This is a genomic window from Gardnerella sp. c17Ua_118, assembly GCF_055804255.1.
The window spans coordinates 23,641-48,889 of record NZ_JANUYT010000001.1 but is presented as its reverse complement, the minus strand read 5'-3'; the positions used below and the strand labels follow the sequence as shown (position 1 = coordinate 48,889).

The following is a 25,249-nucleotide window of genomic DNA, read 5'->3' as shown; positions in this document are numbered from 1 at the left end:
ACGATAGCAATGCTAAAAACAAATAGCAATAAAATTAGAGCAATGTGGTTAAAGGCTTTTTACTTAAAACTTTACTTAAGACTTTCTAATAGCTTAGAGCACAATTCAAAAGTGTTATTAGGGTTTTTTACGCAAATCGCAAGAGCTCCTGTTAAAGAAGTTGGGTAATCGTTACCACCTTTATACATACGATCTCCCACAAAAGCAACAGATTTTAGCGAAATTTCGCAAATACTACAAAGAGAATCAAGAGCATAAGCCTTGTTGTTTCCTTTGCAAACAATATCAACACTTGTCTCTCCGCCAGCTCGCACAGAAAAGTCGGGCAAATATGCAGAAATTTGTTCAGCTAGCTGCTCCTTTAGCTTGCCGCTAGGATCCCAATTCTTTTTAAGTTCGATTGGAGCAAGCTGCCCTAGTGCAGAAAAAGTGATTTGAGTACCACGATTTTCTATTTGACTACCCCAAAGGTCTTTGTCTCCAACGCTTTTTAGTAATCCCATTTTTTTAGCGCAATCTTTAACAACGCAAATAATTCGATTTGCGTCTTTTACGGAAATCGTGTGAGAATACACGCATTTAAGACTGCCATCAACAATTCGATAATAGCTTGTTCCATTAGTTGGCATAATGTGAAAATTGTCTAAATTCGTAGAAGCAGGCAAAACGCTTAGAACTTGACTTTTAACAAGTCGCAAGTCTCCACCAGTAATTAGCGCAATTGGCATTTTATTGATTAAATCGCCAAAAACCTTGCACATTGGACTAGTCATAGGCTTTTTAGAACATGCAAGAGTGTTGTCTAAGTCAAAACCAATAAGCGAACACAAAGCAAGACGCTCACAAATCCCCTGCTCATTGTACTCATGAATATTTGGCTCCAACGCTTTCCTCCTGTACAAACTGTGCAATTCAAGTATTCCATATTATCAACATATTTACTACACCGTTTTGTGTTTGCATATTAATCAAATGCCCTAGCGTACAAATAAAGTTAAGTGTATGACGTCTTTAGTATGGGAACAAAAAAGATATAGAAACCGCCACGGACGCGGCATGCGTGCGCCAATGTTTGGCACGCGACTTCCTAGATACAGAACAGCCAGCGGAATGTTCGATTCAATGGTAGCAGCTCAAATTAGAAGACTTAACAGTGCTTGGTCAAATCTTATAAAAGACGTTCAATTTGCTGTAGAAGATGTTCCTCCAAGCCAGCCAGTTTTGTGGGAAAGTAATAAAAGAATAATGTCTCAAGCTTTTCCTGCATCTAAAGGAATACCACAAAGAATAGTTTTATACCGGCTTCCACTATGCACACACGTTACTAGCAGAGCGGAGCTTCAATACGCGATTAGAGACGAAATAGTGCAACGTTTAGCAGAATTGTACGGAAGAAGACCAGAAGAAATCGACCCAGATTGGGGATTGTAAATAACAGCCTAAAAAGCCCTAAGTCTACTTTACAATCGAAGGATTTGAGCGAACTTTAACACTTATACTGTTAGGGTCAAGCGACTTAGAAGGAATCCATGCAACGCTTGCAAAACCAGCGTCGTTTACTGCTTTTGATTGAATCCTAGACGCAAACGAAACGCCAGACTTAGACTTAAGAGTAAACATAACAGCTTTAGGATTAATATCTTTCGCTAAAATCGTGGAAACAGTATAAGACTTAACTTCAATAGTCTTAGACACTACTTTTAAGCCAGAAGAATCGTAAGCACTAAGCTTTACATTGGCATTATCAACAGATCCGTTTGCAATATGCAGCGAAGTTTCGTCTGCAGAAAATGGGGAAACAAGCGCACTATTTGTAATAGAACGAACTGAATTAACAAAAGCAATATCGCTTTGACCATCTTTGCCACTTTTTTCAACAGAAGACATAGCAAAAATCGGAACGCTACTTTGCGCAAAAATCGCCCCAACGCCCTTAGGTACTTCTGGTAAATCAACAACTTGAATTTGTCTTGCACTAAAATCTACTTGCTTTATGCTCTTTTTTCCAGAATCATCAAGCCAATACAAATCGACTTTTCCGCTTTTATTAGACCAAATATAAGCTTTAGCTTGATCACCCTCAATAACACCTGGCAAAACAGGCTCTAAAGATGCTGATTCTTGCGGAGAAATAACATCCACGCCTTTAGAAACAAGACCAGATGAACGAATAAACTTAACGAACGACGAAACTGGAGCCTGTTCGCTTAAAACTTGAATATAAAGGCCATCCGACTTTTCTGCAGCTGCAGAAATGTTAAAGTAAGCGTCACTATGCGCTGGAACAGTAAAAGTGCTTCCTGTAGAAAGATTTAGTTGCGCGCCCGATTTATTAGTTGACCACGCTTTAACGCTTACAACAGTAGGCTTAGACGAAAGATTAACAGAGTTTAATCTTACAGAAACACCTTCCGCTATTCTTGGAATAATAAAGTTTTGGCGCATTGAAGGAGATACGCAAGAAGTGGCCGATAAGCCTTTTAAGTCGCCGTTTTTAGCCCAAGATGCAACAGATGCAGCAGACCCAGTTCCAGATTGCGCACTTAAAAGACTACTTTCCAAAACTTGAGCGTCTTTATCTACATTACTTTCTGCAAAATAAGCTCTATCTTGGCTTTCGCTTGAATCACTAGGATCACTAGAAGAACTAGAAGGATTGTTAAAAGATTTGTTAACTAAATCTTTAGAATCGCCAGCATATTTTATGCCATTAAGAGTGGACTTGTAAACGCTTCCAAAAGACGCATATCTGGATACTGACTTTAAGTCTCCTTCGGATTCTTGAAACTCGCTATCGCCATATTTTGCTGAATCTGGTAGAGCTATTCTGCTAGGGCAAACTGTTTGCAAATTTGTAGAACCAACACGCTTTTCTACGCTTCCAATAGGAAAAATCGGGTCGTCTGTTAGCTGTTTTAGTGGGCATACGCAAGACGCAACAACTGCACAAGAAACCAGTATTGCTGCGCTTAAAATAGACAAAGACCACAGTTTGAATCTTCTAAAACGAACAGAAGCGCTAATCGAAGCAGCATCTTGTGCATGACGATGACTATTTTTAGAATTCGTATCTGACTTCATTAATCTACCTGCCATTTATCCGTCTAATCAATCATAGCTTCTAACTAATCATCCTAATTATTCACGCTCTAATTATTCACGCTCTATTACGTTATTGCTGTTAAAACGAGGCAAAGCAACCAGGCAATACAATAGCAGCACTAAAGCAAAAACAACAATCCATGGAATTCTCCAGGAAAGTGGGCGCGAATGGCTATAAATCGAAGTTTTAGAAGAAGACATGTCTGCTACATCGTCGAATCTGCAATACGTTCCATGACTAGATGAAACAACAAGCTGAGTTCCTTCCGAAGCGTTTACGTTTGCAATCAACTTTTCTGTTGCGTCTTTATTTGCGTCTCCTTCTAATCCAATAATTGAATTATTAGCCGCTAAATTATTTTTGGCTTTAGAATCATTAACAATGTAAATTCCGCCAATACCAAGCTGCTTTAAGGTTACAATCGACTCATCGCTTGCGTGAGAAAGAAGCTTAGAAGCCGCGTAATAAAGCGTATTTGTGCTAGGAGAATGCCCGTATAAAACATCTCTAACTTGCAAAGATGGAGATAAGTCAACTAAATCGCCACGAGTGGTACGCATAAGCGAAATATTCAACTCACGACTATTCACAGCTTTAATCGCAAGAACGCGATTTGCACTATTCTTATTCAAGTAGTCCGAAACAACCATCGGCAGGCCACTATCGCTTGCGTAAACGGATGTTACAGGTCCGCTAATAATCGCAAATAATCCAAGCAAAACAGCAACAGCAAAAATTCCAAAAGCTAAAATTCCTCTTGCAAGATGAATAATCTTTTTCATCATTGCCTTAGCAGAACGATTCATAGCTGCACGCTTAGAAACGCGCGTAGTATAATCGTCTGGATTATTGTCTTGATTAGCAGAATTAGATTTTCGCAAAGGCTCAAACCTACGAACAGCTTTTCCTGCAACCATGCACATGCATGCAAGAACACCAAGTGCGCTTAAGCTTACGCCTGGAAGAACACTTGCGCTAATAGGACCGTCAAAATCTGAAGCAACAACAACGCGGCAAGCGACTAAAGAAAGCGCCATTCCGCTAACTATTACAACCCACATCATTCTTGAAGCTCTTAAAGCAAAAGGAAGAGCAAGCGCGCATAAAGCCATTAATACAGCTAAGGCTGCAAACACAATCATGATTATTCCGCGAAGTTGCAAAATTAACATTGAACCCGAAGAAAAATGATTCAAATCAATGTTAAACGCTCGAAGCAAAACATCTATATAATTACTAGCCCTAGGAGCACCATTTATTTTTTGAGAAGGCAAAGCCATACTAGCAAAAATTTGACGCCACATTCCAGTTCCAAAATAGCGCACAACGCTACCAAGCGTTGGCAAAAGAACCAAAACAGATGGAACAGGCATTAGCGCAAGCATAAAACGATGCGAGCGCACCATAATTATTGATGCAACAAAAATAACAAACATTGGCAGCAAAAGCTGAGGACTTGCAGCAAGGGGAACCATAAAGCACAAAGATGCGCAAGCCGCGCTTTGGATTGACGCAACTGGAACAACAGGGTCTTCTGTAACGTACATTCCTACAGCGTGGAAAGCGAATGCAAATGCAGCTGGCAAAAATACCATTGTTAGAATCATTGGCAAATCGCCTCTAGCAAAAACGCCAAAAGCCATCGCAATCATTGTCCAACAAAGACCAGAGCACACTCGCACAATGTCTGATCTAGTAAACACGCCTGCTAGCGCCCAAAAACTTAGAAGCATTGCAGGAGCAGCAAGGAAAAATATGGCGTTTATTGCAGCTAACGTATTTCCACCAAACACAATGGAAGCTAGCATCCAAATTATAAGAAGCGGAGATGGAGGAAGAGGAGACGCAAAACCGTCGTCTGGAATATATGCTCCAATCGCAGCATTAAATAAATCACTAAAACTTGTTCCAGTAGAAAGAAGCTGGCTTGAATAAAGCGAAGAGCCAGAAAGAATCTTGTTAATCGGCGCTCCGTAAAGAAGTATTACGGTTGCAAAAACAAGAAGAGATGCACAAATTGCTGCGCTCCATCTAAACAAAACTCTTCTATGCAAGTGTTTTCTTGCAAGTGGACTTAAAATAACACCCTTTTTTTGAGTCTTAAAAGCAATAGTTTTGTCTTTCCAACGCGTAATTTGGCTACGACTTGCTATAAGAGAAGTGAGTCGTTTTAATGAAACTTTTGAAACTCTAGACACTCGTCTTCTTGCAAAAATAGCGCTAGGTAATTGTGCTAACGCAATCCAAGGAAGCATAAGACGCATAAACGCAACATACGGCTGCTTAGCAAACAAAGATTGAAGTGCGCGGATTATTGACATTGGAACAGTGCAAAGCCAAATAAGAGGCCACATAATAACGCTAATATCTGTATACATGTATCTTTGCTTTGCCATAATCGAATAAGCTAAGCCGTAGCAAACATTGGTTTTTTCTGCATCGCGCTCTTCGCCGCTCCTAGTGCGAAGACCATCAAAACGCGCTCTTCTATGCGCAATTCTAGCTTGCGGAACAACAACAACTCGCCCACCGCTTAAAACGACTCGCCTACAAAAATCGTTAGACTCTTCAAAAGTGGTAAGCCAAGGCTGAGTTCCTCGCATTGTCTGCCAAGTGCTAAGCGAAACTAAAGCGCCTGCAAGAGAAACAGAATAAACGTCTCCCCTAAAATCGTATTGCTCTTGATCTGGCTCGCCTTCTACGCTAAGTGAATGCACTTTATGCTTCCACGCATACATGCCAACGTTATGAAGAATTTTTCCTTGCCAATCAACTTGTTTTGCACCAAGAACGCAAGCTGTTGGAGTGTTTCGCCAAGTCTCTCTTAAAGCTTCCAAGCATTTTGAATCGCAAGGTTTTGAATCGTCGTGCAAAAGCCATAACGACTTAACGCCTTGCAATGGCAAAAGTTTTCTTAAAGACTTTTCTACAGCATCTCCAAATGATTTTGCAGACTTAATTGGAAGAATAACAACTTTTACTTGCTTATATTGTTTGTAGGAATCAGTGTTATATCCATTAGCGTACCCATTGGCATACTCGTTACTGTACAACTGATTACTGTTGGAAAAATCTGCACTAGAAATTAATCCCGATAATTGAGTTGGCTCTATTTGAACGTTAAAAGACTTTACTAACTCTTTTTGTGTTCTACTAGCACAATCAGCTACAACAATAGTTCCAGGAAGAACACTTTGATTTATAACCGCTTGCAAAGTTTCTTCGTAAAACCGCGTATCTTGCTCAACGCTCATTATTGAAACAATAGAAGAATCAACCTCGCGAGGCTTTATTCTATTCATAGCAGAAAAGACTTGTAAAACATCGTTTTCAAAAGTGCAAGTTTCAGCGGTTATTGAATCCATACATAACAGTTTACGCAAGGGGTATGTATTATGCATGTTAAAATCTCAATAGAATACACTATAATGATGATTTATATGTGCATTTACGAAAGAAGGAAGCATGGCAGCCTCTCGGTATAATCAAGACCGTCGGTACCAAACTAACTATTGGGACTCATCTGCACCACACCATACTCTCAATAGTCAAATGCTTAATAATACTCGTAAAATCATTTGCATGGCGATTATTGCCGTTCTAGTCTTTTTAACTACAATAATCGCATCCGTATGGCTTGACTTTTCTTCTACTATTAGTTCGCGCGTTATAAAAACCATCTCAACAAGCACCAAACAGATTCAGTCAATAGACCCTAATGCTGGTAAAACTATTAATATTCTTGTTCTTGGTCAAGATACTCGAGAAGGTAAGAATCGCGCTTTTCAGGGCGGCGGAGAAGACGAAAATCATCAATCAGACACAGCAATGATTGTTCAAATCAGCGCAGACAGGTCTTATATAAACATTGTTTCAATTCCAAGAGATTCAATGGTTAAAGCCGCATCGTGCAATACGTCTAAAGGCAGAATTCCAGCTAGACGTAAAGTTATGTTTAACTCGATTTTCGCACTTGGCTACGCTAAGGGAGGCGACTTAGCAAGCGCAGCATCATGTACGCTTGCAACAGTAAACGAAATTACTGGCTTAAACATAACAGATTTTATTGTTGCAGACTTTAGCGGTTTAAGCGATATGATTAACGCGATTGGCGGAGTAACCTTGTGCATTCCTGTAAACACTAGGGATTATTACACGGGCGTTAATCTAAAGCGCGGACTTCAACACCTTGATGGCGTGCAAGCAACACAATATGCAAGAATGAGGCACGACAGCGCAAGCGACGGAAGCGATATTATGCGAACAACGCGCCAGCAATATCTTCTTAAGCAACTTATTCATCAAGCTCTATCAAAGAATCTTCTAACACAGTCGAGTCAGCTTTATCAACTTGCAAAATCAGCTCTAAAGTCACTTAATATGAGCCAGGGTCTTGCAAACCCTACAACACTGGTTGGTTTAGCTGCAAGTCTTCGTAATCTAAAACCTTCGCACATTTACGCGCAAACAATACCGATTACAACCGACCCATACGATGCAAATCGTGTTATTTTAGACGAAAGTGCTCAAGACGTTTGGGATTTAATGCAAGAAGATAAGCCGTTAACTAAAGATTTAGGCGAAAAATCAAGTAAAAGTGAAAAGTCTTCAAAAAAGAACGCAAAAAATGGCGAAAAGTCTGCCTCTAAAGAAAACTCCGATTCTTCTAGTGCAGATTCTAACAACTCTGCGGAGTCTACAAATTCTGGCGAGAATAGCCTTAATTCCTCTAATTCCTATGCAGATTCAAATGCAGTTAAAATTGGGCGCGTGGATCCAAAAACTGGATTAGCAAAAGACAGCTTAGGTAGACTTATTGATCCAAATAGCGGCGGAATTGTTAACCCAGAAGACGGAACAATAAGAAACCCGCAAACTGGTCACTACATGGGAATTGCAGATAAATACCTAAATAATACAATATGCGCTGTTCCAAAAGGAAGATAATACACTAGAAAAAGCACGTTGTTAAATCGTTTATAACTACGTTGTTTTATAATGCCATTGGTAGTTTTCACTAATAATTATGCATACATATAGACGCCATCAATATTGCAAATGTATGGCTTAGGGAGGATAAATGAGCCAGCAACGTCCAGAAGACGCTTTGGGGAATCAAAATAATCCACCTAGCTTTACTCCATCGAATAAACACAATAAAAACGCGAATTCAATACCGAGCTTTCCGCCTAAAAACGCACACAATAACGCGCATAAAAACAGCGAATTAAACAAGCAAGAGACTGTTCAGCGTGCACCGTCGTTTGAGCCAAAGCCTAGAAAAGTAAGCCAAAACTCGCAAAATTATCGCACGCAAAACACTGGCACACAAGCATATAGCGAGCAATACTACCCCGAACAAAGTCAGCGTTTAAGCCAAAACAATGCAAGTGCATCTAGTTTTACTTCAAAAAGAATCCAAAACTTTAGTCAAAACGAAGTTAGACCAATAGCAAGTAATTCTTCTGCTGGAACTCTTGCTTTTAGAAAAAAACATCGCTTACTAAAGTACTTATCCCTGCTTTTAGTAACAATATTGATTCTTGTAGGAGCACTAGGCGTTTTATCTTGGAACTGGGTTGACTCTCAAATTAAGCGAGATAATTGGCTAACGGATACTCCAGATACTCAAGAAACAACTTGGCTAATCCTGGGATCGGATCAGCGAGAAGGCGAAGAAGCAAAAGAAATAACTGGTTTTAGAACAGATACGATTCTTGTTTTAACAAAACCAGTAAGTGGGCACAGCTCCTTAATATCCATTCCAAGAGACTCGCTAGTTTCTGTAAACGGCCAGCAAATGAAGATTAACACAGTTGCACAAGATCTTGGAAATAGAGCATTAACAAAAACCGTTGAAAAAATTACGGGTCACAAAATAGACCACGTTGCAGAAATAAAATTCGCAGGACTTACAAACGTTGTAAACTCGCTTGGAACAATAGACTTATGCTACGATCGCACAGTTAGCGATGTCTACAGTGGGCTTAATTGGACTGCAGGATGCCACAGCGTAGACGGAAACGTTGCATTAGCATTTTCTAGAATGAGATATGCGGATCCTCAATCTGATTTTGGAAGAGCTGCAAGACAGCGAATGGTAATTAGCGCAATAATGAAAAAAGCTTTATCTAGCAGCACGCTTACAAACTTCTCGAAAGTAAAAGGCTTTGCAAAAGCATCGCTTGATTCTGCAATATTAGACGAAAACTCAAATCCTGGAACACTGCTGAACATGGGTCTTGCTTTTAAGGAAGCAACAGGAAAAGACGGCGTAACAGGAACAGTCTATTGGACTAATCCAGATTATTGGGTGTATTCAGTTGGATCAGCCGTTTTGTTAGACGATGCTAAAAACATTGAATTATTCGATCAATTATCTGCTGGAACGCATGCGCCTGGAAACGTTGGAACGCTTGCAGAGCAATAAACATAATTTTAGCTAATCATATTTAGCCAATTTAGCCTTTAACCACATTTATAGTTTTTACTTGCATATTTCTTAATCGCAATACACTATTGCGTTATGGAATACGAAAACAATGCAAATAATACTAAAAGCATAGCTTCAAAACCAATGTTTTGGATGCAAATAATGGCAAATATTGTGCCTATTTTAGCCAATATTGCTCTTGCTATAATGGCGTTTTTGCAAAAAAGTTGGATGATGCTTGCAATGATTGTTCCTAGCATAATGATGTATATTGCTTGCTTAATACCGCAAATTGTTCAATATAATTCAAACAAAAACAACAAAAATTTAGTAAAAAATAATACGAATCAAAGCATTCACTTTAGCAAAACAACAGTCGATTCTCATATTAAAGGTGTTCCAGAAACTCTTGTTCCAATTAACCTAGAAGCAATGCTGATTAATAACGCAAATCAAATTGTTTCTACAAATTACTCCAAAAACATGCAAAATCGTGTTCCTCCATGGAAAAATGTTGTATACGCTTGGCTAGTGTCTTCTAAAAACTCTTTAGAAGCTCCGATTGGAATAAACAGCAGCGGTTATTTTTGTATAGATCTTGTTAAAAATGGTCCGCACGCGCTTGTAGCAGGAACAACAGGGTCTGGGAAATCCGTTTTACTAACATCTTGGTGTTTAGCTCTAGCTTTTAGATATTCACCTAAATTATTGCAATTTGTGTTTATGGATTTTAAGGGAGGAGCTACATTCGATTCACTTTCTACTCTTCCACACAGCGTTGGAAACGTTGGAGACTTAAATCTTAAGCATGCTGCAAGAGCATTGCGCGGATTAGAAATGGAATTAGACAGGCGAGAAAGATTAGTTGCAAATCAAGGCTGCCACGATATTAGTCAAGTAAAACCAAGCGAGCCTTCAATGGTTATTGTTATAGACGAGTTTCATGCCCTTAAAAATCAACTACCCGATTACATGAATCGCCTAATACGCATAGCTTCGGTTGGAAGATCCCTAGGAATGCATCTTATAGCGTGCACACAAAACCCAATGGGACAAGTAAACGCAGATATGAAGGCGAATATGTCTATAAACATTTGTTTAAGAGTTAGAGACGCAATGCAATCGCACGAACTACTTGGGTCTCCTGCCGCCGCAAGCATAAACCCGAATAATCCTGGAGCAGCATATTGCAATACAGGAGACGGAATAGTAGCATTACAATGCTCACAAAGTCAAAACAAAAATTCGCTTATAAAAGCAATCGAATTGGCTGGAAAATTCTATTGCTACAAAACTCCTAAGCAATTGTTTAGCGCTCCCCTACCAAGATACTTAAATAATTCAACGCTTAATAAATACTGCAAAAACACAAAAGATAGCGAGTTTGGACTTTTAATCGGCTTAAAAGACGACGGAATTAACCTAAGCGAAGCAATTTTGCCAATAAATCTTGGAAACATAGCGATTATTGGCGGAAGCAAACGAGGAAAGTCTAATCTTATAAATGCGATTAAAAATGCGATTAGTATGCAAAATCTTGATTCAAAAAACATTCACATTCAAGACAACGCAGACTCACTTTTAGAGCCTTTTAACAGCGACGAAAAGTCTAAAGAATTGCAATGCAAACTAAAAGACACTAAAACAACAGTAATATTTTGCGCTCAAAACGCAAGACACATACGCATACCAGAGCAAGCGCCAGTAAGAATAATCTTCCCAACAGGCGATGCTGCAACAGACTCAATGCTTGGAATACCTACCGACTTACTAAAAACACTAAGCGTGGAAGATTATCAAACACCAGGAAGATGCATAATGGTGATTCCTGGAAAAGCCAATTTGCTGCAAATATTGAGTTTTACATAAAAATATGACTTAAATCACTCAAAAAGATTAAAAAAATTTTGTAAAAGTCTTGAAAAAAAGTTATATTCATGCTTTCCTGGAGTGCGGATAGTTTTATACAAAATCTAGCAAATTTAGTAAAAATATACGCGTATTAAAAAGAGGTTATTTACTTATGAGTAGCGCATTCGACTGGCGTGCAAAAGCAGCTTGCCGAGATAAGGATCCTGAACTTTTCTTCCCAGTAGGAAACAACAGCTCATCCAATCAGCAAGTTGAAGAAGCCAAAGCAGTGTGCAGAACTTGTAATGTTGCCGACAATTGCTTAAGATGCGCTCTAGAAACAAGCCAAGATTACGGAGTTTGGGGCGGACTTAGCGAAGATGAAAGGCGCTCGCTAAAGCGTAGAGCAATGCGAGCGCGCAGAAATCAAAGCACTGAATTTTAAGTAAGAGACTACTCTACTCCAGGCACACGTAGCTTAATATCTAGCAGAACGCGAGTTCCGCCTTCTCTGCGCGATTCCCACTTAACAGTGCCACCAAAATCGTTAGTAACAAAAGTGTTGATTAGCTGAGTGCCTAATCCAGATCCAGAAGACTTTGCCATTCCATGCAAGGATTCGCTTTCGATTCCGCCGCCATTGTCTTCTACAACAATACTAAGGTTGTCTCCGCCACGACCAACAGAAATCGTAATATGGCCTTCGCTCATTCCTTCAAAACCATGCTCAACTGCATTTGTAACAAGCTCGGTTAAAACAAGAGAAAGAGGCGTTGCATCTTGAGCTGCAAGCTTGCCGAATTTACCACAAAAATCAACCGTAATATTTTGATTTTGCGAAGCAAGCTCAATCGTCATTTTAAGCAAGCTAGAAATTACTTTGTCGAAGTCAACAACCTCATCGGCAGTCTGGCTTAAACCTTCGTGAACAAGAGCAATAGTTTGAACTCGCCTTTGAGCTTCTTCTAGCTCTTTTCTAACTTCGTACGACTTGGTTTTTCTAGCTTGAAGACGAAGCAAAGCAGAAACAGCTTGAAGATTATTTTTAACGCGATGATGAATCTCGGAAATGGTAGCGTTCTTAGTCTGAAGCTCCTTTTCTCTTCTAAGAACCTCCGTAACATCTCTGCAAAGAACAACTGCGCCAGTTCTATCGTTAGGCCCATAAAGCGGCAGCGAGCGCATAGAAACAACGGAATTATTTACTTCTAACTCGCAATCAACGTCTGCTTTACCGCTTAAAACTAAAGGCAAGCTTTCGGGAACAACATCGTTTGTGTGAAGAAGACGCGCTCCAAACTCGCACAAGAACTCGCCTTGCATAGTGTTTAATCCGCCAAGTCTGCGGAAGCAGCTGATTGCGTTTGGAGAAGCATAGCGAACAACACCACTTTCTTCTAAAATAATAAAACCGTCTGCAACTCGAGCATTGTGGCGCTGATTTAGCATTGAATCGTGGTACGGAAACTGCTCGCGCGCAATCATGTCGAACAACGTTTTGCCAGCATTAATGCTTTCCGTCTCGTACCTACCGTTTGATTCTCTTGTTGCAAGATTTGTTTCCCTAAGAACAAGACCAAGCGTTTTGCCGTTGTGTCGAACTGGAGCGTAAACGTTGCAAACAGTAGCTCTGCCAACAGTTCTTAAAACCGAAGAGTGGAAACTTGTTTCTTTACTCATTGCTGCTTCTAGCTCATTATGCATTGATTCGTCTAGCTTTACGCCGAGTAAATCTTCGGTTCTAAGTGTGATTGCTGTAGACGGACGGCATTGTTCTGCTACAACGTAATCGCCATTGCCATTTTGAATAACCAAAAGCAAGTCTGCAAAACTTAAATCTGCTATTACTTGCCAATCTGCTACAAGGTGATGCAACCATTCGCGATCCGACTCGTCAAAATCTGGACGCGTTGCAAGAATATGAGAAAAATCAGCCATGATTTAATAATATAAACACGCGAATATAAACACGCGAATATAAGCAGACTAAATAAGCAGACCAAGATTCTAAAGTCTATTAAAGCGCGTTATAAAACAAAAGTGCAGAAGTTCTAACTCCTGCACTTTTATCTACATCTATTAGCTTGCACTAATACGAGTCTTGCGACTAATCCAATCCAAGCTCCAAGTTTCCACCTGGAATTGCGTCGAGAAGATCGCGAGTATATTCCTTTTGAGGATGATCAAACACTTCGTCGGTTGTAGCATGCTCAACAAGCTTGCCGTGTTGCATAACAACAACCTCATCTGCGATTTGACGAACAACAGCCAAATCGTGAGTGATGAACAAGTAGCTTAATCCGCGCTCCGCTTGCAAATCGTTAAGCAAGTGCAAAACCTGATCTTGTACAAGCACGTCTAATGCAGAAACAGCCTCATCGCAAACGATTACGTCTGGATCCAATGCCATTGCACGCGCGATTGCAATGCGCTGACGCTGACCGCCAGAAAGCTCGTTCGGGAATCGAGTCATAACAGAAGCAGGCATGCGAACCATATCTAAAAGCTCGCGTACGCGATTCTGACGGCTCTTTTTACTTCCAATCTTATGAATACGCAAAGGCTCTTCAATGGAACGATAAATCGAATACATTGGGTCTAGCGAGCCGTAAGGATTTTGGAATACTGGCTGAACATGACGACGGAAATCAAGCAAATCCGCGCCCTTTAAGTCAGCAATATTCTTGCCCTCGTAGGTAACAGTTCCACTTGTTGGCTTTAGTAATCTCAAAACCATGTTTGCAACAGTAGACTTACCAGAACCAGATTCGCCCACAATTGCCAACGTTGTTCCGCGCTTAATAGAGAACGAAACATCGTCAACAGCTTTGAAAAGTTCCTTCTTGCGCGGAAGCTTAAACTCGCGAGTTAAGTGGTCGACTGTAATAATATGCTCGCTCTTTTCAAGAGTTTGCTCACCTACTACGTGATGCTCAAGCAAATTATCCGCGTTTCCGCCATGCTCCTTAACGGAGATGATTCGCTGAGAAGCAAGGCTTGGAGCAGCAGCAACAAGTCGCTTAGTGTACGGATGCTGCGGATGCTGCAAAACGTCCAAAGATGGACCAGACTCAACAACGCGACCCTTATACATAACAACAACGTGCTGAGCACGAGCTGCAGCCAAACCTAAATCGTGAGTAATAAAGAGCACAGAAGTGCCGAGAGAATCGGTAAGCGTATGCAAATGGTCAAGAATACGCTTTTGAACAGTTACATCTAGTGCGGAAGTTGGCTCATCTGCAATCAGCAAATCTGGACGGCAAGCCAAGCCAATCGCGATTAACGCGCGCTGACGCATACCACCAGAAAACTCGTGCGGGAACTGACGTGCGCGAGTTGCAGCATCTGGCAAACCAGCTTCATCAAGCAAACCAGCAATGCGGTCTTCAACGCTTGCACCAACAACATACTTTTTGGCGATTTCCCAAGCCTTGTCGTCGTTCACACCGTACTTGATTAAATCGTCTGCAACGCGCCAACGAGTTTCGGAACCTGGAACCCACTCTTTTTTGTAGTATTCCATAGCTTCATTAAACTTTTCGGCATTCGTTTGCTCGCTAAGACCAGCCTGCGCCAAAGCTTGCTTTGCTTCGTCTAATAATGCGCTCAGTTCTTTAGAGCCAAGGAAGATTTCGTCTTCGTTGCTTTTAACTTCTACAGCGTCTCCTGCTAAAGCTTCTGCCAAAGCGGAGCGCTTCTCATGGCTTACGTCAACGCCATTTGCAAGAAGAGCTTCTTTAACTTGAGTTCCAATTCGCCAAACAGGGTTCAAATTACTCATAGGGTCTTGCGGAACCAATCCCATTGCTGTACCGCGCAAAGCCGCATAATCTTTAGGCTTTAGATTGCTTATTTCTTGACCTTTAAGCTTAATAGAACCACCCGTAACGTGACCTGTTCCAGGGAGTAAACCAAGAACCGCCATTGCAGAAGTAGACTTTCCAGAACCAGATTCGCCTACGATTGCAACCCACTGACCTGGGTAAACGTTAAAGCTTGCATCGCGAACAGCGTGTACGGCCTTTTTAGAATCCGTTGTAAAGTCAACTTGAAGATTTTTAACTTCCAGCAAAGGACCCTGCTCGCGTTGCATTGCAATAGTATCTACATTTTTACGTGTTGCTGTGTTCATAATCACTATTCCTCCACGCTAACTTACGCCTTACGGCTCTTTGGATCCAACGCATCTTTTACGGCGTCGCCCATCATAATAAAGGCGAGCACGGTAATGGCGAGCGCAATGGATGGATAGAACAAGACTTCTGGATTTGTAGTAAGAACATTTCTAGCGGTAGAAATATCTACACCCCAGCTAACTGTTGTTGTTGGCAAACCAATACCCAAGAAGCTAAGTGTTGCTTCCAAAACAATGTAAGAGCCGAGAGAAGTTGTACCTACAACAATGATTGGAGCCAGCGAGTTTGGAATAATGTGCTGGAACAAGTTTCGCATTGGAGTAGAACCTAAAGCAGTAGATGCTGTGTTAAATTCAAGATTCTTGGATTCCATAACAGCACTTCTTGCGATTCGAGCAACGCCTACCCATCCAAAGAGAACCATAACAAACACGATTTTCCAAATCGACTTAGATGTGCGGAACATTTGCAAAACTACGATTGCACCTAGCAGCATTGGCAAAGCCAAGAAGATATCGGTGATTCGGCTAAGAACCGCATCAATCCATCCTCCAAAGAATCCAGCCAAAGCTCCAATTAGCGAACCAACTAACACCACTAAGGCGGTTGCTAGCAAGCCAACGCTTAAAGATGTACGTGTTCCATATACAACTCGAGCGTAAATATCGCATCCTTGCATGTCGAATCCAAACGGATGCGCAGCAGAAGCTGGCTCAAGCGAGTGCTCCAAAACACAGTAATTAGGATTGTGCTTTGTAAGAGCGCCTGGGAAGAGCGCAACAAAAATAATTGCAATAATCAAAACTGCAGAAACAATAAACAATGGATTTCTGCGCAAAGATCGCCAAGCATCAGCCCACATGCTTGTAGCTGGAGCGGATTCGTCTACAGAATCAACTTCTTGAAGAGGCGTATCGTCAAGAGGAGCAACATAGCGTTCCTGACCTGGCAATGTATTGTAATTTGCATTATTTGTAATCAAATTATCTTCCATCAAATTATCTTCCATAATGTGCTCTCCTTACGCGTAACGAATGCGCGGATCTAGAGCCGCGTACAACATGTCAACAAGAAGATTGCTGACTACAAATATCAACATAAGAAGCGTAACTATAGAAACAACAAGGTTTCCTTCTCCCTTTAGAATTCCCTGATATGTAAGGAATCCAACGCCATGAATGTTGAAGATTGTTTCCGAAATCATTGCGCCGCTCATAAGAGCGCCCAAATCTTGACCTAAGAATGTAACAACAGGAATAAGCGAGTTACGCAAAATGTGTCGAACAATAACGGAGCCTTCTTTTAAGCCCTTTGCACGAGCCGTGCGCACGTAATCAAGCGATATGTTTGACGAAATTTCCGACCTTGTAAGTCGAATAATATATGCCATTGAAACGGATCCAAGAACTATTGCAGGAAGAAGAAGATCGTAGAATCCAGGATCATTGCTTGCAGTAACAGGCATAATATGCCACTTAACACCAAACAAATATTGGCCAATAAAGCCAGTAACAAATGTTGGCACAGAAATAAGAAGAAGTGATACAACTAGGATTACGCTGTCGTACCACTTTCCTTTCTTTAAGCCAGAGATTATACCGAAAGCTACGCCGAACAAGGCTTCGAAAGCAAACGCCATCAACGCAAGCTTAATGGTTACAGGGAATGCGCGGCCAATCTCGTCAATTACTGGCTGACCAGCAAAAGTATGACCAAAATCAAGAGTAAGCGCATTCTTTAAGAACAACAAATATTGAATAATAAATGGCTTATCCAAGTTATACTCGGCACGAATTTGCGCTTCTACAGCATGGTTAATTGGCTTATCGCCAAACATTGCTTTTACTGGATCTCCAGGCAAAGCAAACACCAAAGCGTATACCAACAATGTTGTGCCGAGAACCACAGGAATCATCTGCAAAACGCGGCGCAGAACATATTTACCCATTGGTTTCTCCTTATATATTTACTTAAAAATTCGCATAGCACACACCCAACTTGTGGCTTGCATATTGATTTAACCCAACCTAAGTAAAAACACAAAGTGCTGCCTCGAACAGCGGATAGAATTTTGTAATTTTATTCGCCATTCGAAGGCAGCAGCACGTTTTTACATGCTATTTAATTATGATTTATTTTTTAATAGCTACTTGATTTTAATAGCTACTTGATTTTGATCTTTACTTGTGGAGCTTGTAGTAAAGTGGCATATTCTGCCAATCCATTACAAAGCCCTTCAAGCTTGGAACCATAACAGCCTTGGCGTTCGAGTAGAACAGTGGGACGTATGGAAGATCCTCAAGAAGAATCTCGTTAGCCTGCTGATAAAGCTTAGTTGCCTCAGCTGGCTGAGAAGAAGAAGCCTTCTTAAGCAAAGCATCGAACTTAGGATTCTTGTAATCAGCTTCGTTGGAACCATTGCCATCCGCAGCAACGGAAGCAAATTCCTGAGTCAAGTAATTTTCTGGGCTTGGGTAATCTGGCATCCAGCCTGCACGCCATGCACCCTTAACCTGACGCTGTTCGCATGCGTTACGGAACTCTTGGAATGTTGGAACTGGAGTTGTTTCAGCATTGATTCCAAGATGATTCTTAATGGAGTTTACAACTGCGTCGAACACAGACTTAGCGTTGCCATCGGCGTTGTAAGTAAAGGTAAGAGGACCATCATACTTAGAGATCTTATCTGCCTTTGCCCAAAGTTCCTTAGCCTTTGCGGCATTAAACTTAAGGTTTTCATGTCCCTTAAGATCTGCCTTGTAGCCTGGAGTCAAAGGAGAAGTGAACTCGTTTGCAGGAGATGCAGTGTTGTTAAGAACCTTCTTGATGATGGTTTCGCGGTCGATTGCCATAGAAACAGCTTGACGACGCAAGCGGCCTTCTTCGGTAGTTACATCGAAGTGTGGCAAGGATGCAGGAATACCAAACTGCTGGATTACAGAACCTGGACGGTTGTATGCCTTAACAGTTGTGTCCTTTTGGAAAGTCTTGGTTTCTGTATCTGGAATGTTGTCCGTCATATCAAGATTGCCAGACTGAACATCGCGGTAAGCAGCGGTGCCGTCGGTGTAAATCTTAAAGGTAACGCCATCATTCTGAGCCTTGCGTGGGCCATCATAATCTGGATTCTTTACAACTTCGATCTGCTTGTTGTGATCCCAAGACTTAAAGAGGTATGGTCCAGAGGAAACTGGCTTTTCGCCGTAAGCCTTTGGATTCTTGTAGAAGGATTCTGGAAGAGGAGCGAATGCAAGGTAACCAACCTTAATGGCAAACACAGAATCTGGCTGGTTCAAATCAACAGTAAAGGTGTACTTATCTACAACCTTTAAGCCAGAAAGCTGCTCGTCGCCCTTAGTATCATTCTTCTGCAAGTCTTCGTAACCCTTAATGGTCTGGAAGAAGGAAGAGCACTTCTGAGCATTCTTAGCGTTTGCTACAAAGCTCCAAGCCTTAGTGAAGCTTTCTGCGGTGATTGGAGTGCCATCGCTGAACTTCTTATCTTTTTTAAGCTTAACGGTGTATTGGGTTGCATCGGCGTTTGGAGTTACGCTCTCGGCATCTTCGTTTACCGTGTTGCCCTTTTCATCAAAAGTGACCAACGTGGAGTTGACCAATACAGCAGGACGAGCACCAGCATTCTCGTTAATGTTTCCTGGAACAAGCTCGTTCTGAGGCTCGGAGTCGTTTACGGTAATAACAACCTTGCCACCATTTGTTTGAGCGGTCTTCGAGGCAGAAGAACCGCATCCACCGAGCAGCATAGCAACCGAGCACGCAGCTGCGGCAAAAAGTAATGCCTTATTCTTCATATGTTTTCTCCTAACGTTGGGTATGGCAGGATTCCATTAATTATCACGAAAAAGTCTCATTACAAGCTTTGCAAAGCCTTTACGCTTTACAGGCTCTATAGGCTTAATAAATAAAATCCACCTAGTATTTATTGCCAGATGGATTCTTTGCAAAGCCAATAAGGAGGCCTCTTCGTTGATTAAAATTCAATCATACGGATTTTATTAAACAACGCAAGCTCAAAGTCTAAATGTAAAATTTACTGTTATTTTGTCTATAAACAGTAAAAACAACTATTGTAATAGAAAAATATTAGATTAAATCGTATTCTATGCGATATTTTGCCAAGTCTTTTACATCTGCAGTGATATTACAAAAATGTAAATTTGCATCTGGAATATGTAACAATCATGTTAAACGATGCAAAATATGCAACAAGATGATTAAGTATTAATCAAAATAAAAAGTGGTGTAAAATCGCACCCAAAGTCACGAGTTTACACCACTTAATAATTTAAGTCAAGTAGATAATCGAATCTAGTCAACTAGTTCGATTTAATCAAACAGCTAGTTTGATTAAATCACTTAGCGTTATTTGTTTGATGCTCAAGAGCAGCCGCCACTAATCCAGCAAACAAAGGATGAGGCTTAGTTGGACGAGACTTAAACTCTGGATGAGCTTGAGTTGCAACATAGAATGGGTGAACACTCTTTGGAAGCTCCACAAACTCAGTCAAATTACCGTCTGGGCTTTGGCCGCTAATACGCAAGCCAGCTTCGCGCAAACGATCCTTATAAGCCACGTTCACTTCGTAACGGTGACGATGACGCTCGGTAACATGCGTAGAGCCGTAAAGCTCAGCAACAATAGAGCCTTCTTCAAGAGTTGCAGGATAAGAACCGAGTCGCATTGTGTGACCCATATCTCCCTTGCCAGCAACAATATCTTTTTGCTCTTCCATAGTTGCGATTACTGGATCTCCACAATCCTTTTCGAACTCTGTGGAATTAGCATCTTCAAGCCCAAGCACGTGACGAGCATATTCAATAACCATAGATTGCAAGCCAAGGCAAAGACCAAGCGTTGGCAAGCCATGCTCGCGAGCGTAACGAAGCGCGCCAATCTTACCTTCAATGCCGCGAATACCAAATCCGCCTGGAATAACCATGCCGTCCATTTGGTCCAGAGCTGCAGCAGCACCTTCTTGAGTTTCGCACTTATCAGCAGCAACCCATCGCACGTTAACCTTAGCCCAGTTTGCAAAACCTCCAGCCTTAATGGCCTCCGTAACGGAAAGATACGCATCTGGTAAATCAATGTACTTTCCAACGATTGCAATGTTTAGCTCATGCTTTGGATGATGAACGCGCTCAAGCAAATCTTCCCACTCGTTCCAATCAACATCGTGGAATGGAAGCTCAAGCTCGCGCACAACGTAAGCATCCAAGCCCTCGTTGAACAAAATCTTTGGAACATCGTAAATGCTTGGAGCATCCACGCAATTCACAACGCCTTCTGCATCAACATCGCACATAAGAGAAATCTTGTCTTTAATGCCTTGATTAAGAGGGCGATCCGAACGCAAAACAAGCGCGTCTGGAGAAATACCAAGAGAGCGAAGCATCATTACGGAATGTTGAGTTGGCTTAGTCTTCAACTCATGAGCTGCAGCAATATAAGGCACCAAAGAAACGTGCACAAACATGCAATTTTCTGGGCCTAAATCGCGGCGAACTTCTCGAGCAGCCTCCAAGAATGGCTGCGACTCAATATCTCCAACAGTACCGCCGATTTCCGTAATAATAACGTCTACATCGTCGCTAGCTTGCGCACGCATACGCGATTTAATTTCGCCAGTAATGTGTGGAATAACTTGCACGCACTGACCCAAATACTCGCCAGCACGTTCTTTTCTAAGCACGGATTGATAAATCTGGCCAGTTGTAACATTTGCTTTTTGACTTAAGAAAACATCAAGGAATCGCTCGTAGTGACCAATATCAAGATCTGTTTCTGCGCCATCTTCTGTAACGTAAACCTCACCATGTTGGAATGGGTTCATTGTGCCTGGGTCAACATTGATGTAAGGATCAAGTTTTTGTTGCAAAACATGAAGACCGCGGCTTCGCAAAAGCCTACCTAAAGACGATGCAGTAAGACCTTTTCCGAGGGACGAAACAACGCCACCAGTAACAAAAATATGCTTTGTAATATGCTCCTGAGAGTTACCATGTTTTCTTCTAACCATGGAACTCCATAGTATCTTCGAGCCTCGACTCGGGTGTTAAACAATGAGCAACAGCTTCTAGTGCAAGCTTGTAGCCATATAGCCCCATGCCTGTAATAGTTCCAGTTGCAACAGCGCTAATAACGCTAATTTTACGAAAAGCATCGCGCGCAGAAGGATTAGAAATATGCACTTCCACTAGCGGCACTCCAGCATCCAAAACCATGTGCGCAGCATCCGCGAGCGCATAACTGTAGTGCGTAAAAGCAGCAGGATTCATAACAACAGGAGTATGCGTATCAGCTGCTTCGTGCATCCAGTGCACCATTTGTGCTTCGTCGTCACTTTGACGCACTTCTACTTGCAAGTTAAGCTTTTGCGCCCACTTTTTGCAAAGCGAGCACAGTGCTTCAAAATCTTGATTGCCATAAACGTCTGGCTGGCGAACGCCTAATCGCCCCAAATTTGGGCCATTTACTACCAAAACCTTGCGCATATTTATAGCGTTTTTTGAATTTTCTCGATTTTGCGCGTTTTCTACATCTACCATTTTCTAACCTCTAATCTTATTAAACGCTTCGCGAATCGCCTCCAGCGGCGGATTATCTAAGTGAATCGGGTTTCCAATCCCGTCTAAAACAACAAATCGCAAAGTGTTGCCTCTAGCTTTTTTATCTTTATGCATCAAATCAAGAACCTTGGCAAAAGCATCGTCATTATTGCCGCCGCCATTCCAAGATATTGGCAATCCAAGTGACTTTAAAAGTGAACGATGATACTCAACGTCTTCTGGACTTAAATAGCCCAAAATTTTCGCAAGCTCCGCCGCAAAAACCATTCCAACAGCAACTGCGTTTCCGTGACGCCAAGAAAAATGCTCTATTTGCTCAATTGCATGACCAAGAGTATGGCCGTAGTTCAAAAACTCGCGCAAACCTTGCTCTTTTAAGTCGTTAGAAACGTGGTATGCCTTAACGCGCACGCTTTTTTCTATTAAATCGCAAACCATATTGTTCAAATGTGAATCGCTTAAAACAGAAGAGCCATCGAGAGTGCGTAATTTGCTAGCATTTTGCGGATTTTCCAGAATTTTTAGGATGCTCGTATCGCCAATAAACCCTGATTTTGCAACCTCTCCTAAGCCTTCAACAAAAATATCGTTACGAAGCGTAGAAAACGCGCAAGTATCTGCCAAAACACCTGCAGGCGTGTAAAAACTACCAACCAAATTCTTGCCAAATGCAGTATTTACGCCAGTTTTTCCGCCAGTCGAAGCATCTACCATAGCAAGAAGCGAAGTTGGGCAATTTACGTAGCGGATTCCACGCATCCAAGTAGATGCAACGAATCCAGCCAAATCTGTGGCTGCTCCACCGCCCAAGCCAACAATCGCGTCTGAACGCGTAAAACCAGCGTTTGCAAGATGCGACCACACAAAATCCGCAACCTTAACGGTTTTGCCAGCCTCTGCGTCTGGAATAAGAATGTCAAAAACATCGTAGCCAGCAGCGCGCAAAATAGTTCTTGCTTTATCGCTATGCCTTTGAACAGGCTGAGTGTGAATCAAAGCTACTCGAACAGGCTCTTTTCCAAGCATTTGCGGCAAAAGACTCATAGCACCAGCGCCAATATTAACATTATAGTTTTCAATATCTTTGCCACTTACATGCACAATTCGTTGCATAATCATATCTTTCAGCTTTCTTGCGGCAGGTTTTGGCGTTAATCCGTAAACGCGAGCGTGCAGATTCGCTACTTTACAAAACACGGGGTCTCTTTTAGCAAACAAATCCAACCACCGTTTTGCTCCGTCTTTGCCGCTTAGCATAGGGCGATTTGAATTCCAGCTTACGCGCTCAATTGCATCGTTTGGATCCACTTGCAAGTAAACAACGCAGCCACCGAGTTTTGTATATTTTTTTAAGACTTCTTGCGTTTGTGGGCGCATTGGGGAGCCGCCGCCGAGGGCGATTATTGGGGAGGATTGCTCAGAATCTGCAAAAATAGCATCTTTAACAATTTTAGCTTCAATATCTCTAAAAGACTCTTCACCAAAATCCTTAAAATACTGGCTAATCGGCATATTGATTTTTTGCTCAATTAAATCGTCTGTATCTATAAAAGGAACATTCAAAATATGCGCTAATTCCTTGCCAACACGCGTTTTTCCAGCTGCAGGCATGCCGATTATAACAGCTAATGGCATTTTGTATTTAGGCACACCGTGAGTGGAACTTTGCAAAGATTCTTCGCTCATCTCATATGCTCTTTCCAAGATTGAACGTAACTCTTAGCATTCCTAGCAGTTTCTTCTAGCGAATCTCCACCAAACTTTTCTAACGCATACTTTGCAAGCGTTAATCGAACCATTGCCTCTGCAACTACAGAAGCGGCTGGAACTGCCGTAAAATCGGAGCGCTGATTAATTGCCTGCGCTGGCTGGCCAGTAAGCACATCTACCGTTCGCAAAGCACGCGGAATGGACGGAATCGGCTTCATTGCAGCGCGCACGCGAATTGTCTCTCCATTTGACATTCCGCCTTCAATGCCTCCTGCGCGATTGCTAAGGCGTGCAATGTTGCCATCTTCGCCTGTTACGATTTCGTCGTGAGCAGCCGAGCCAGGGCGATTTGCTTCTTCAAAACCGTCTCCAATTTCCACGCCTTTAATCGCCTGGATTCCCATAAGCGCCGCCGCCAACGCCGCATCTAATCGGCGATCCGACTCAACATAAGTTCCAACTCCAGCAGGCATGCCGTATGCCAAAACCTCTACAACACCGCCAAGCGTATCTGCATTGGCTTTTGCTTCATCGATGCGAGCCATCATGCGCGCTTCGGCATCTTTATCTAGAGTGCGAACTGGAGAAGCATCCAGAGCAGCAAGATCATCTGGTGTTGGCAGGGCTAAACTTTTGCTTACATATTCGCCGCCGATCCCAATAACGTGCGCAACTGTGCGCACACCCAATGCTTGGTGCAAAAACGCATCAGCTACAGCGCCTAAAGCCACGCGAGAAGCCGTTTCCCTGGCACTCGAACGCTCCAAAACCTCGCGAGAATCACTAAAACCGTATTTACGCATGCCTGTTAAATCCGCATGCCCAGGGCGCGGCCTAGAAAGAGGCGCATTACGGCCTTCTTTTGGCAAATCATGGTCTAGCGGATCTGCACTCATCACTTCAACCCACTTTGGCCACTCGCTATTTGCGATTTCGATTGCAATTGGAGACCCAAGAGTAACACCGTGGCGAACACCTGTAAGCAAACGCACTTTGTCTTGCTCAAACTTCATTCGCGCTCCACGACCATATCCAAGTCGTCTACGCGCAAGAGCAGAAACAATGTCTGCGCTAGTAATCTTAACTCCTGCTGGCACTCCTTCAATCATTGCCACCAGCGCTTCACCATGCGACTCCCCTGCCGTTTGCCATCTAAGCATGCCTTCTCCAATCGCGTTGTGCGTTATATTTATTGTTATACTTCTTGCACTTAATACTGTTCTTTATTTTAAATCAATACTCGATTCTAAATCTGTATTCTACTAACCACTAAGTATTGCTCACAATCCACGTAATCAATCGCAAAATCTGGCAAACTTTTCTAGAAACCACTATCTTTATTTGGTATTGTGTGATTCCTTGTTTGCTGTTGCGCGACTTCCTATTTAGTATTGCGCGAGGTTTGAGTATTTCTCTCCTCGC

17 protein-coding genes are annotated in these 25,249 nt (G+C 42.0%); 5 read left to right on the top strand and 12 right to left on the bottom strand.

Translation table 11 applies throughout. The features are described from left to right. Positions 1-71: 71 nt before the first annotated feature. Positions 72-884, bottom strand: coding sequence for an HAD-IIB family hydrolase (locus NYP69_RS00180; RefSeq protein WP_473410433.1), 813 nt, complete (start codon positions 882-884; stop codon positions 72-74). Between the two features lie 118 nt (positions 885-1,002). Between NYP69_RS00180 and NYP69_RS00175 the strand changes: the two genes are divergently transcribed. Next, positions 1,003-1,431: a metallopeptidase family protein gene (locus NYP69_RS00175; RefSeq protein ID WP_004131993.1), complete on the top strand. Its 429-nt coding sequence runs from the start codon at positions 1,003-1,005 to the stop codon at positions 1,429-1,431. 24 nt (positions 1,432-1,455) lie between these two features. Here the strand turns inward: NYP69_RS00175 and NYP69_RS00170 are convergent, their stop codons facing one another. Together NYP69_RS00170 and NYP69_RS00165 are read right to left on the bottom strand one after the other, a co-directional pair. Next, positions 1,456-3,081, bottom strand: a complete 1,626-nt coding sequence (locus tag NYP69_RS00170) for a DUF5719 family protein (RefSeq protein ID WP_473410768.1) — start codon at positions 3,079-3,081, stop codon at positions 1,456-1,458. A gap of 72 nt (positions 3,082-3,153) precedes the next feature. Beyond that, on the bottom strand, positions 3,154-6,468 hold the full coding sequence (locus NYP69_RS00165) for a glycosyltransferase family 2 protein (protein WP_415691502.1): 3,315 nt from the start codon (positions 6,466-6,468) through the stop codon (positions 3,154-3,156). A 100-nt stretch (positions 6,469-6,568) separates the two neighbouring features. Between NYP69_RS00165 and NYP69_RS00160 the strand changes: the two genes are divergently transcribed. From NYP69_RS00160 to NYP69_RS00145, 4 genes are all read left to right on the top strand, one after another. After that, positions 6,569-8,050 carry an LCP family protein gene (locus NYP69_RS00160; protein ID WP_473410432.1) on the top strand — a complete coding sequence of 494 codons (1,482 nt, stop codon included), beginning with the start codon at positions 6,569-6,571 and terminating at the stop codon, positions 8,048-8,050. A 133-nt stretch (positions 8,051-8,183) separates the two neighbouring features. Continuing rightward, positions 8,184-9,533: an LCP family protein gene (locus tag NYP69_RS00155; RefSeq protein ID WP_020757527.1), complete on the top strand. Its 1,350-nt coding sequence runs from the start codon at positions 8,184-8,186 to the stop codon at positions 9,531-9,533. Between the two features lie 96 nt (positions 9,534-9,629). Further along, positions 9,630-11,405, top strand: coding sequence for an FtsK/SpoIIIE domain-containing protein (locus NYP69_RS00150; protein ID WP_346284345.1), 1,776 nt, complete (start codon positions 9,630-9,632; stop codon positions 11,403-11,405). A 154-nt stretch (positions 11,406-11,559) separates the two neighbouring features. Then, complete coding sequence (locus NYP69_RS00145; RefSeq protein ID WP_004131981.1) at positions 11,560-11,832, top strand: WhiB family transcriptional regulator; 273 nt, start codon at positions 11,560-11,562, stop codon at positions 11,830-11,832. An 8-nt stretch (positions 11,833-11,840) separates the two neighbouring features. Here NYP69_RS00145 and NYP69_RS00140 read toward each other — a convergent pair whose 3' ends face one another. The 9 genes from NYP69_RS00140 to aroC form a co-directional block, all read right to left on the bottom strand. Beyond that, positions 11,841-13,325 carry a sensor histidine kinase gene (locus tag NYP69_RS00140; RefSeq protein WP_004131977.1) on the bottom strand — a complete coding sequence of 495 codons (1,485 nt, stop codon included), beginning with the start codon at positions 13,323-13,325 and terminating at the stop codon, positions 11,841-11,843. 169 nt (positions 13,326-13,494) lie between these two features. Then, positions 13,495-15,522, bottom strand: a complete 2,028-nt coding sequence (locus NYP69_RS00135; RefSeq protein WP_020973370.1) for a dipeptide ABC transporter ATP-binding protein — start codon at positions 15,520-15,522, stop codon at positions 13,495-13,497. A gap of 23 nt (positions 15,523-15,545) precedes the next feature. Continuing rightward, entirely contained in the window at positions 15,546-16,535 is a 990-nt protein-coding gene (locus tag NYP69_RS00130; protein WP_016797158.1) for an ABC transporter permease, read from the bottom strand. A gap of 12 nt (positions 16,536-16,547) precedes the next feature. Then, positions 16,548-17,474, bottom strand: coding sequence for an ABC transporter permease (locus tag NYP69_RS00125; RefSeq protein WP_016636289.1), 927 nt, complete (start codon positions 17,472-17,474; stop codon positions 16,548-16,550). A gap of 232 nt (positions 17,475-17,706) precedes the next feature. Beyond that, complete coding sequence (locus NYP69_RS00120; protein WP_116438285.1) at positions 17,707-19,338, bottom strand: peptide ABC transporter substrate-binding protein; 1,632 nt, start codon at positions 19,336-19,338, stop codon at positions 17,707-17,709. Positions 19,339-19,899: 561 nt separating this feature from the next. Beyond that, on the bottom strand, positions 19,900-21,567 hold the full coding sequence (locus tag NYP69_RS00115) for a CTP synthase (protein WP_004131966.1): 1,668 nt from the start codon (positions 21,565-21,567) through the stop codon (positions 19,900-19,902). Then, positions 21,560-22,042, bottom strand: coding sequence for a type II 3-dehydroquinate dehydratase (gene aroQ / locus NYP69_RS00110; protein WP_162861550.1), 483 nt, complete (start codon positions 22,040-22,042; stop codon positions 21,560-21,562). The genes NYP69_RS00115 and aroQ overlap by 8 nt, the downstream gene beginning before the upstream one ends. Positions 22,043-22,099: 57 nt before the next feature. Continuing rightward, complete coding sequence (locus NYP69_RS00105) at positions 22,100-23,803, bottom strand: bifunctional shikimate kinase/3-dehydroquinate synthase (RefSeq protein WP_473410431.1); 1,704 nt, start codon at positions 23,801-23,803, stop codon at positions 22,100-22,102. Continuing rightward, the gene (gene aroC / locus NYP69_RS00100; protein WP_473410430.1) at positions 23,800-24,987 is read right to left on the bottom strand and encodes a chorismate synthase; all 1,188 of its coding nucleotides are present in this window, start codon (positions 24,985-24,987) and stop codon (positions 23,800-23,802) included. Before aroC ends, NYP69_RS00105 begins: the two co-directional genes overlap by 4 nt. Positions 24,988-25,249 lie beyond the last annotated feature (262 nt).

Excerpts from the sequence above, each read along its gene's own strand:
- NYP69_RS00175 (WP_004131993.1), top strand. The coding sequence starts at position 1,003 with ATGACGTCTTTAGTATGGGAACAAAAAAGATATAGAAACCGCCACGGA.
- NYP69_RS00170 (WP_473410768.1), bottom strand. The coding sequence starts at position 3,081 with ATGAAGTCAGATACGAATTCTAAAAATAGTCATCGTCATGCACAAGAT.
- NYP69_RS00165 (WP_415691502.1), bottom strand. The coding sequence starts at position 6,468 with ATGGATTCAATAACCGCTGAAACTTGCACTTTTGAAAACGATGTTTTA.
- NYP69_RS00160 (WP_473410432.1), top strand. The coding sequence starts at position 6,569 with ATGGCAGCCTCTCGGTATAATCAAGACCGTCGGTACCAAACTAACTAT.
- NYP69_RS00155 (WP_020757527.1), top strand. The coding sequence starts at position 8,184 with ATGAGCCAGCAACGTCCAGAAGACGCTTTGGGGAATCAAAATAATCCA.
- NYP69_RS00150 (WP_346284345.1), top strand. The coding sequence starts at position 9,630 with ATGGAATACGAAAACAATGCAAATAATACTAAAAGCATAGCTTCAAAA.
- NYP69_RS00145 (WP_004131981.1), top strand. The coding sequence starts at position 11,560 with ATGAGTAGCGCATTCGACTGGCGTGCAAAAGCAGCTTGCCGAGATAAG.
- NYP69_RS00140 (WP_004131977.1), bottom strand. The coding sequence starts at position 13,325 with ATGGCTGATTTTTCTCATATTCTTGCAACGCGTCCAGATTTTGACGAG.
- NYP69_RS00135 (WP_020973370.1), bottom strand. The coding sequence starts at position 15,522 with ATGAACACAGCAACACGTAAAAATGTAGATACTATTGCAATGCAACGC.
- NYP69_RS00130 (WP_016797158.1), bottom strand. The coding sequence starts at position 16,535 with ATGGAAGATAATTTGATGGAAGATAATTTGATTACAAATAATGCAAAT.
- NYP69_RS00125 (WP_016636289.1), bottom strand. The coding sequence starts at position 17,474 with ATGGGTAAATATGTTCTGCGCCGCGTTTTGCAGATGATTCCTGTGGTT.
- NYP69_RS00120 (WP_116438285.1), bottom strand. The coding sequence starts at position 19,338 with ATGAAGAATAAGGCATTACTTTTTGCCGCAGCTGCGTGCTCGGTTGCT.
- NYP69_RS00115 (WP_004131966.1), bottom strand. The coding sequence starts at position 21,567 with ATGGTTAGAAGAAAACATGGTAACTCTCAGGAGCATATTACAAAGCAT.
- aroQ (WP_162861550.1), bottom strand. The coding sequence starts at position 22,042 with ATGCGCAAGGTTTTGGTAGTAAATGGCCCAAATTTGGGGCGATTAGGC.
- NYP69_RS00105 (WP_473410431.1), bottom strand. The coding sequence starts at position 23,803 with ATGAGCGAAGAATCTTTGCAAAGTTCCACTCACGGTGTGCCTAAATAC.
- aroC (WP_473410430.1), bottom strand. The coding sequence starts at position 24,987 with ATGCTTAGATGGCAAACGGCAGGGGAGTCGCATGGTGAAGCGCTGGTG.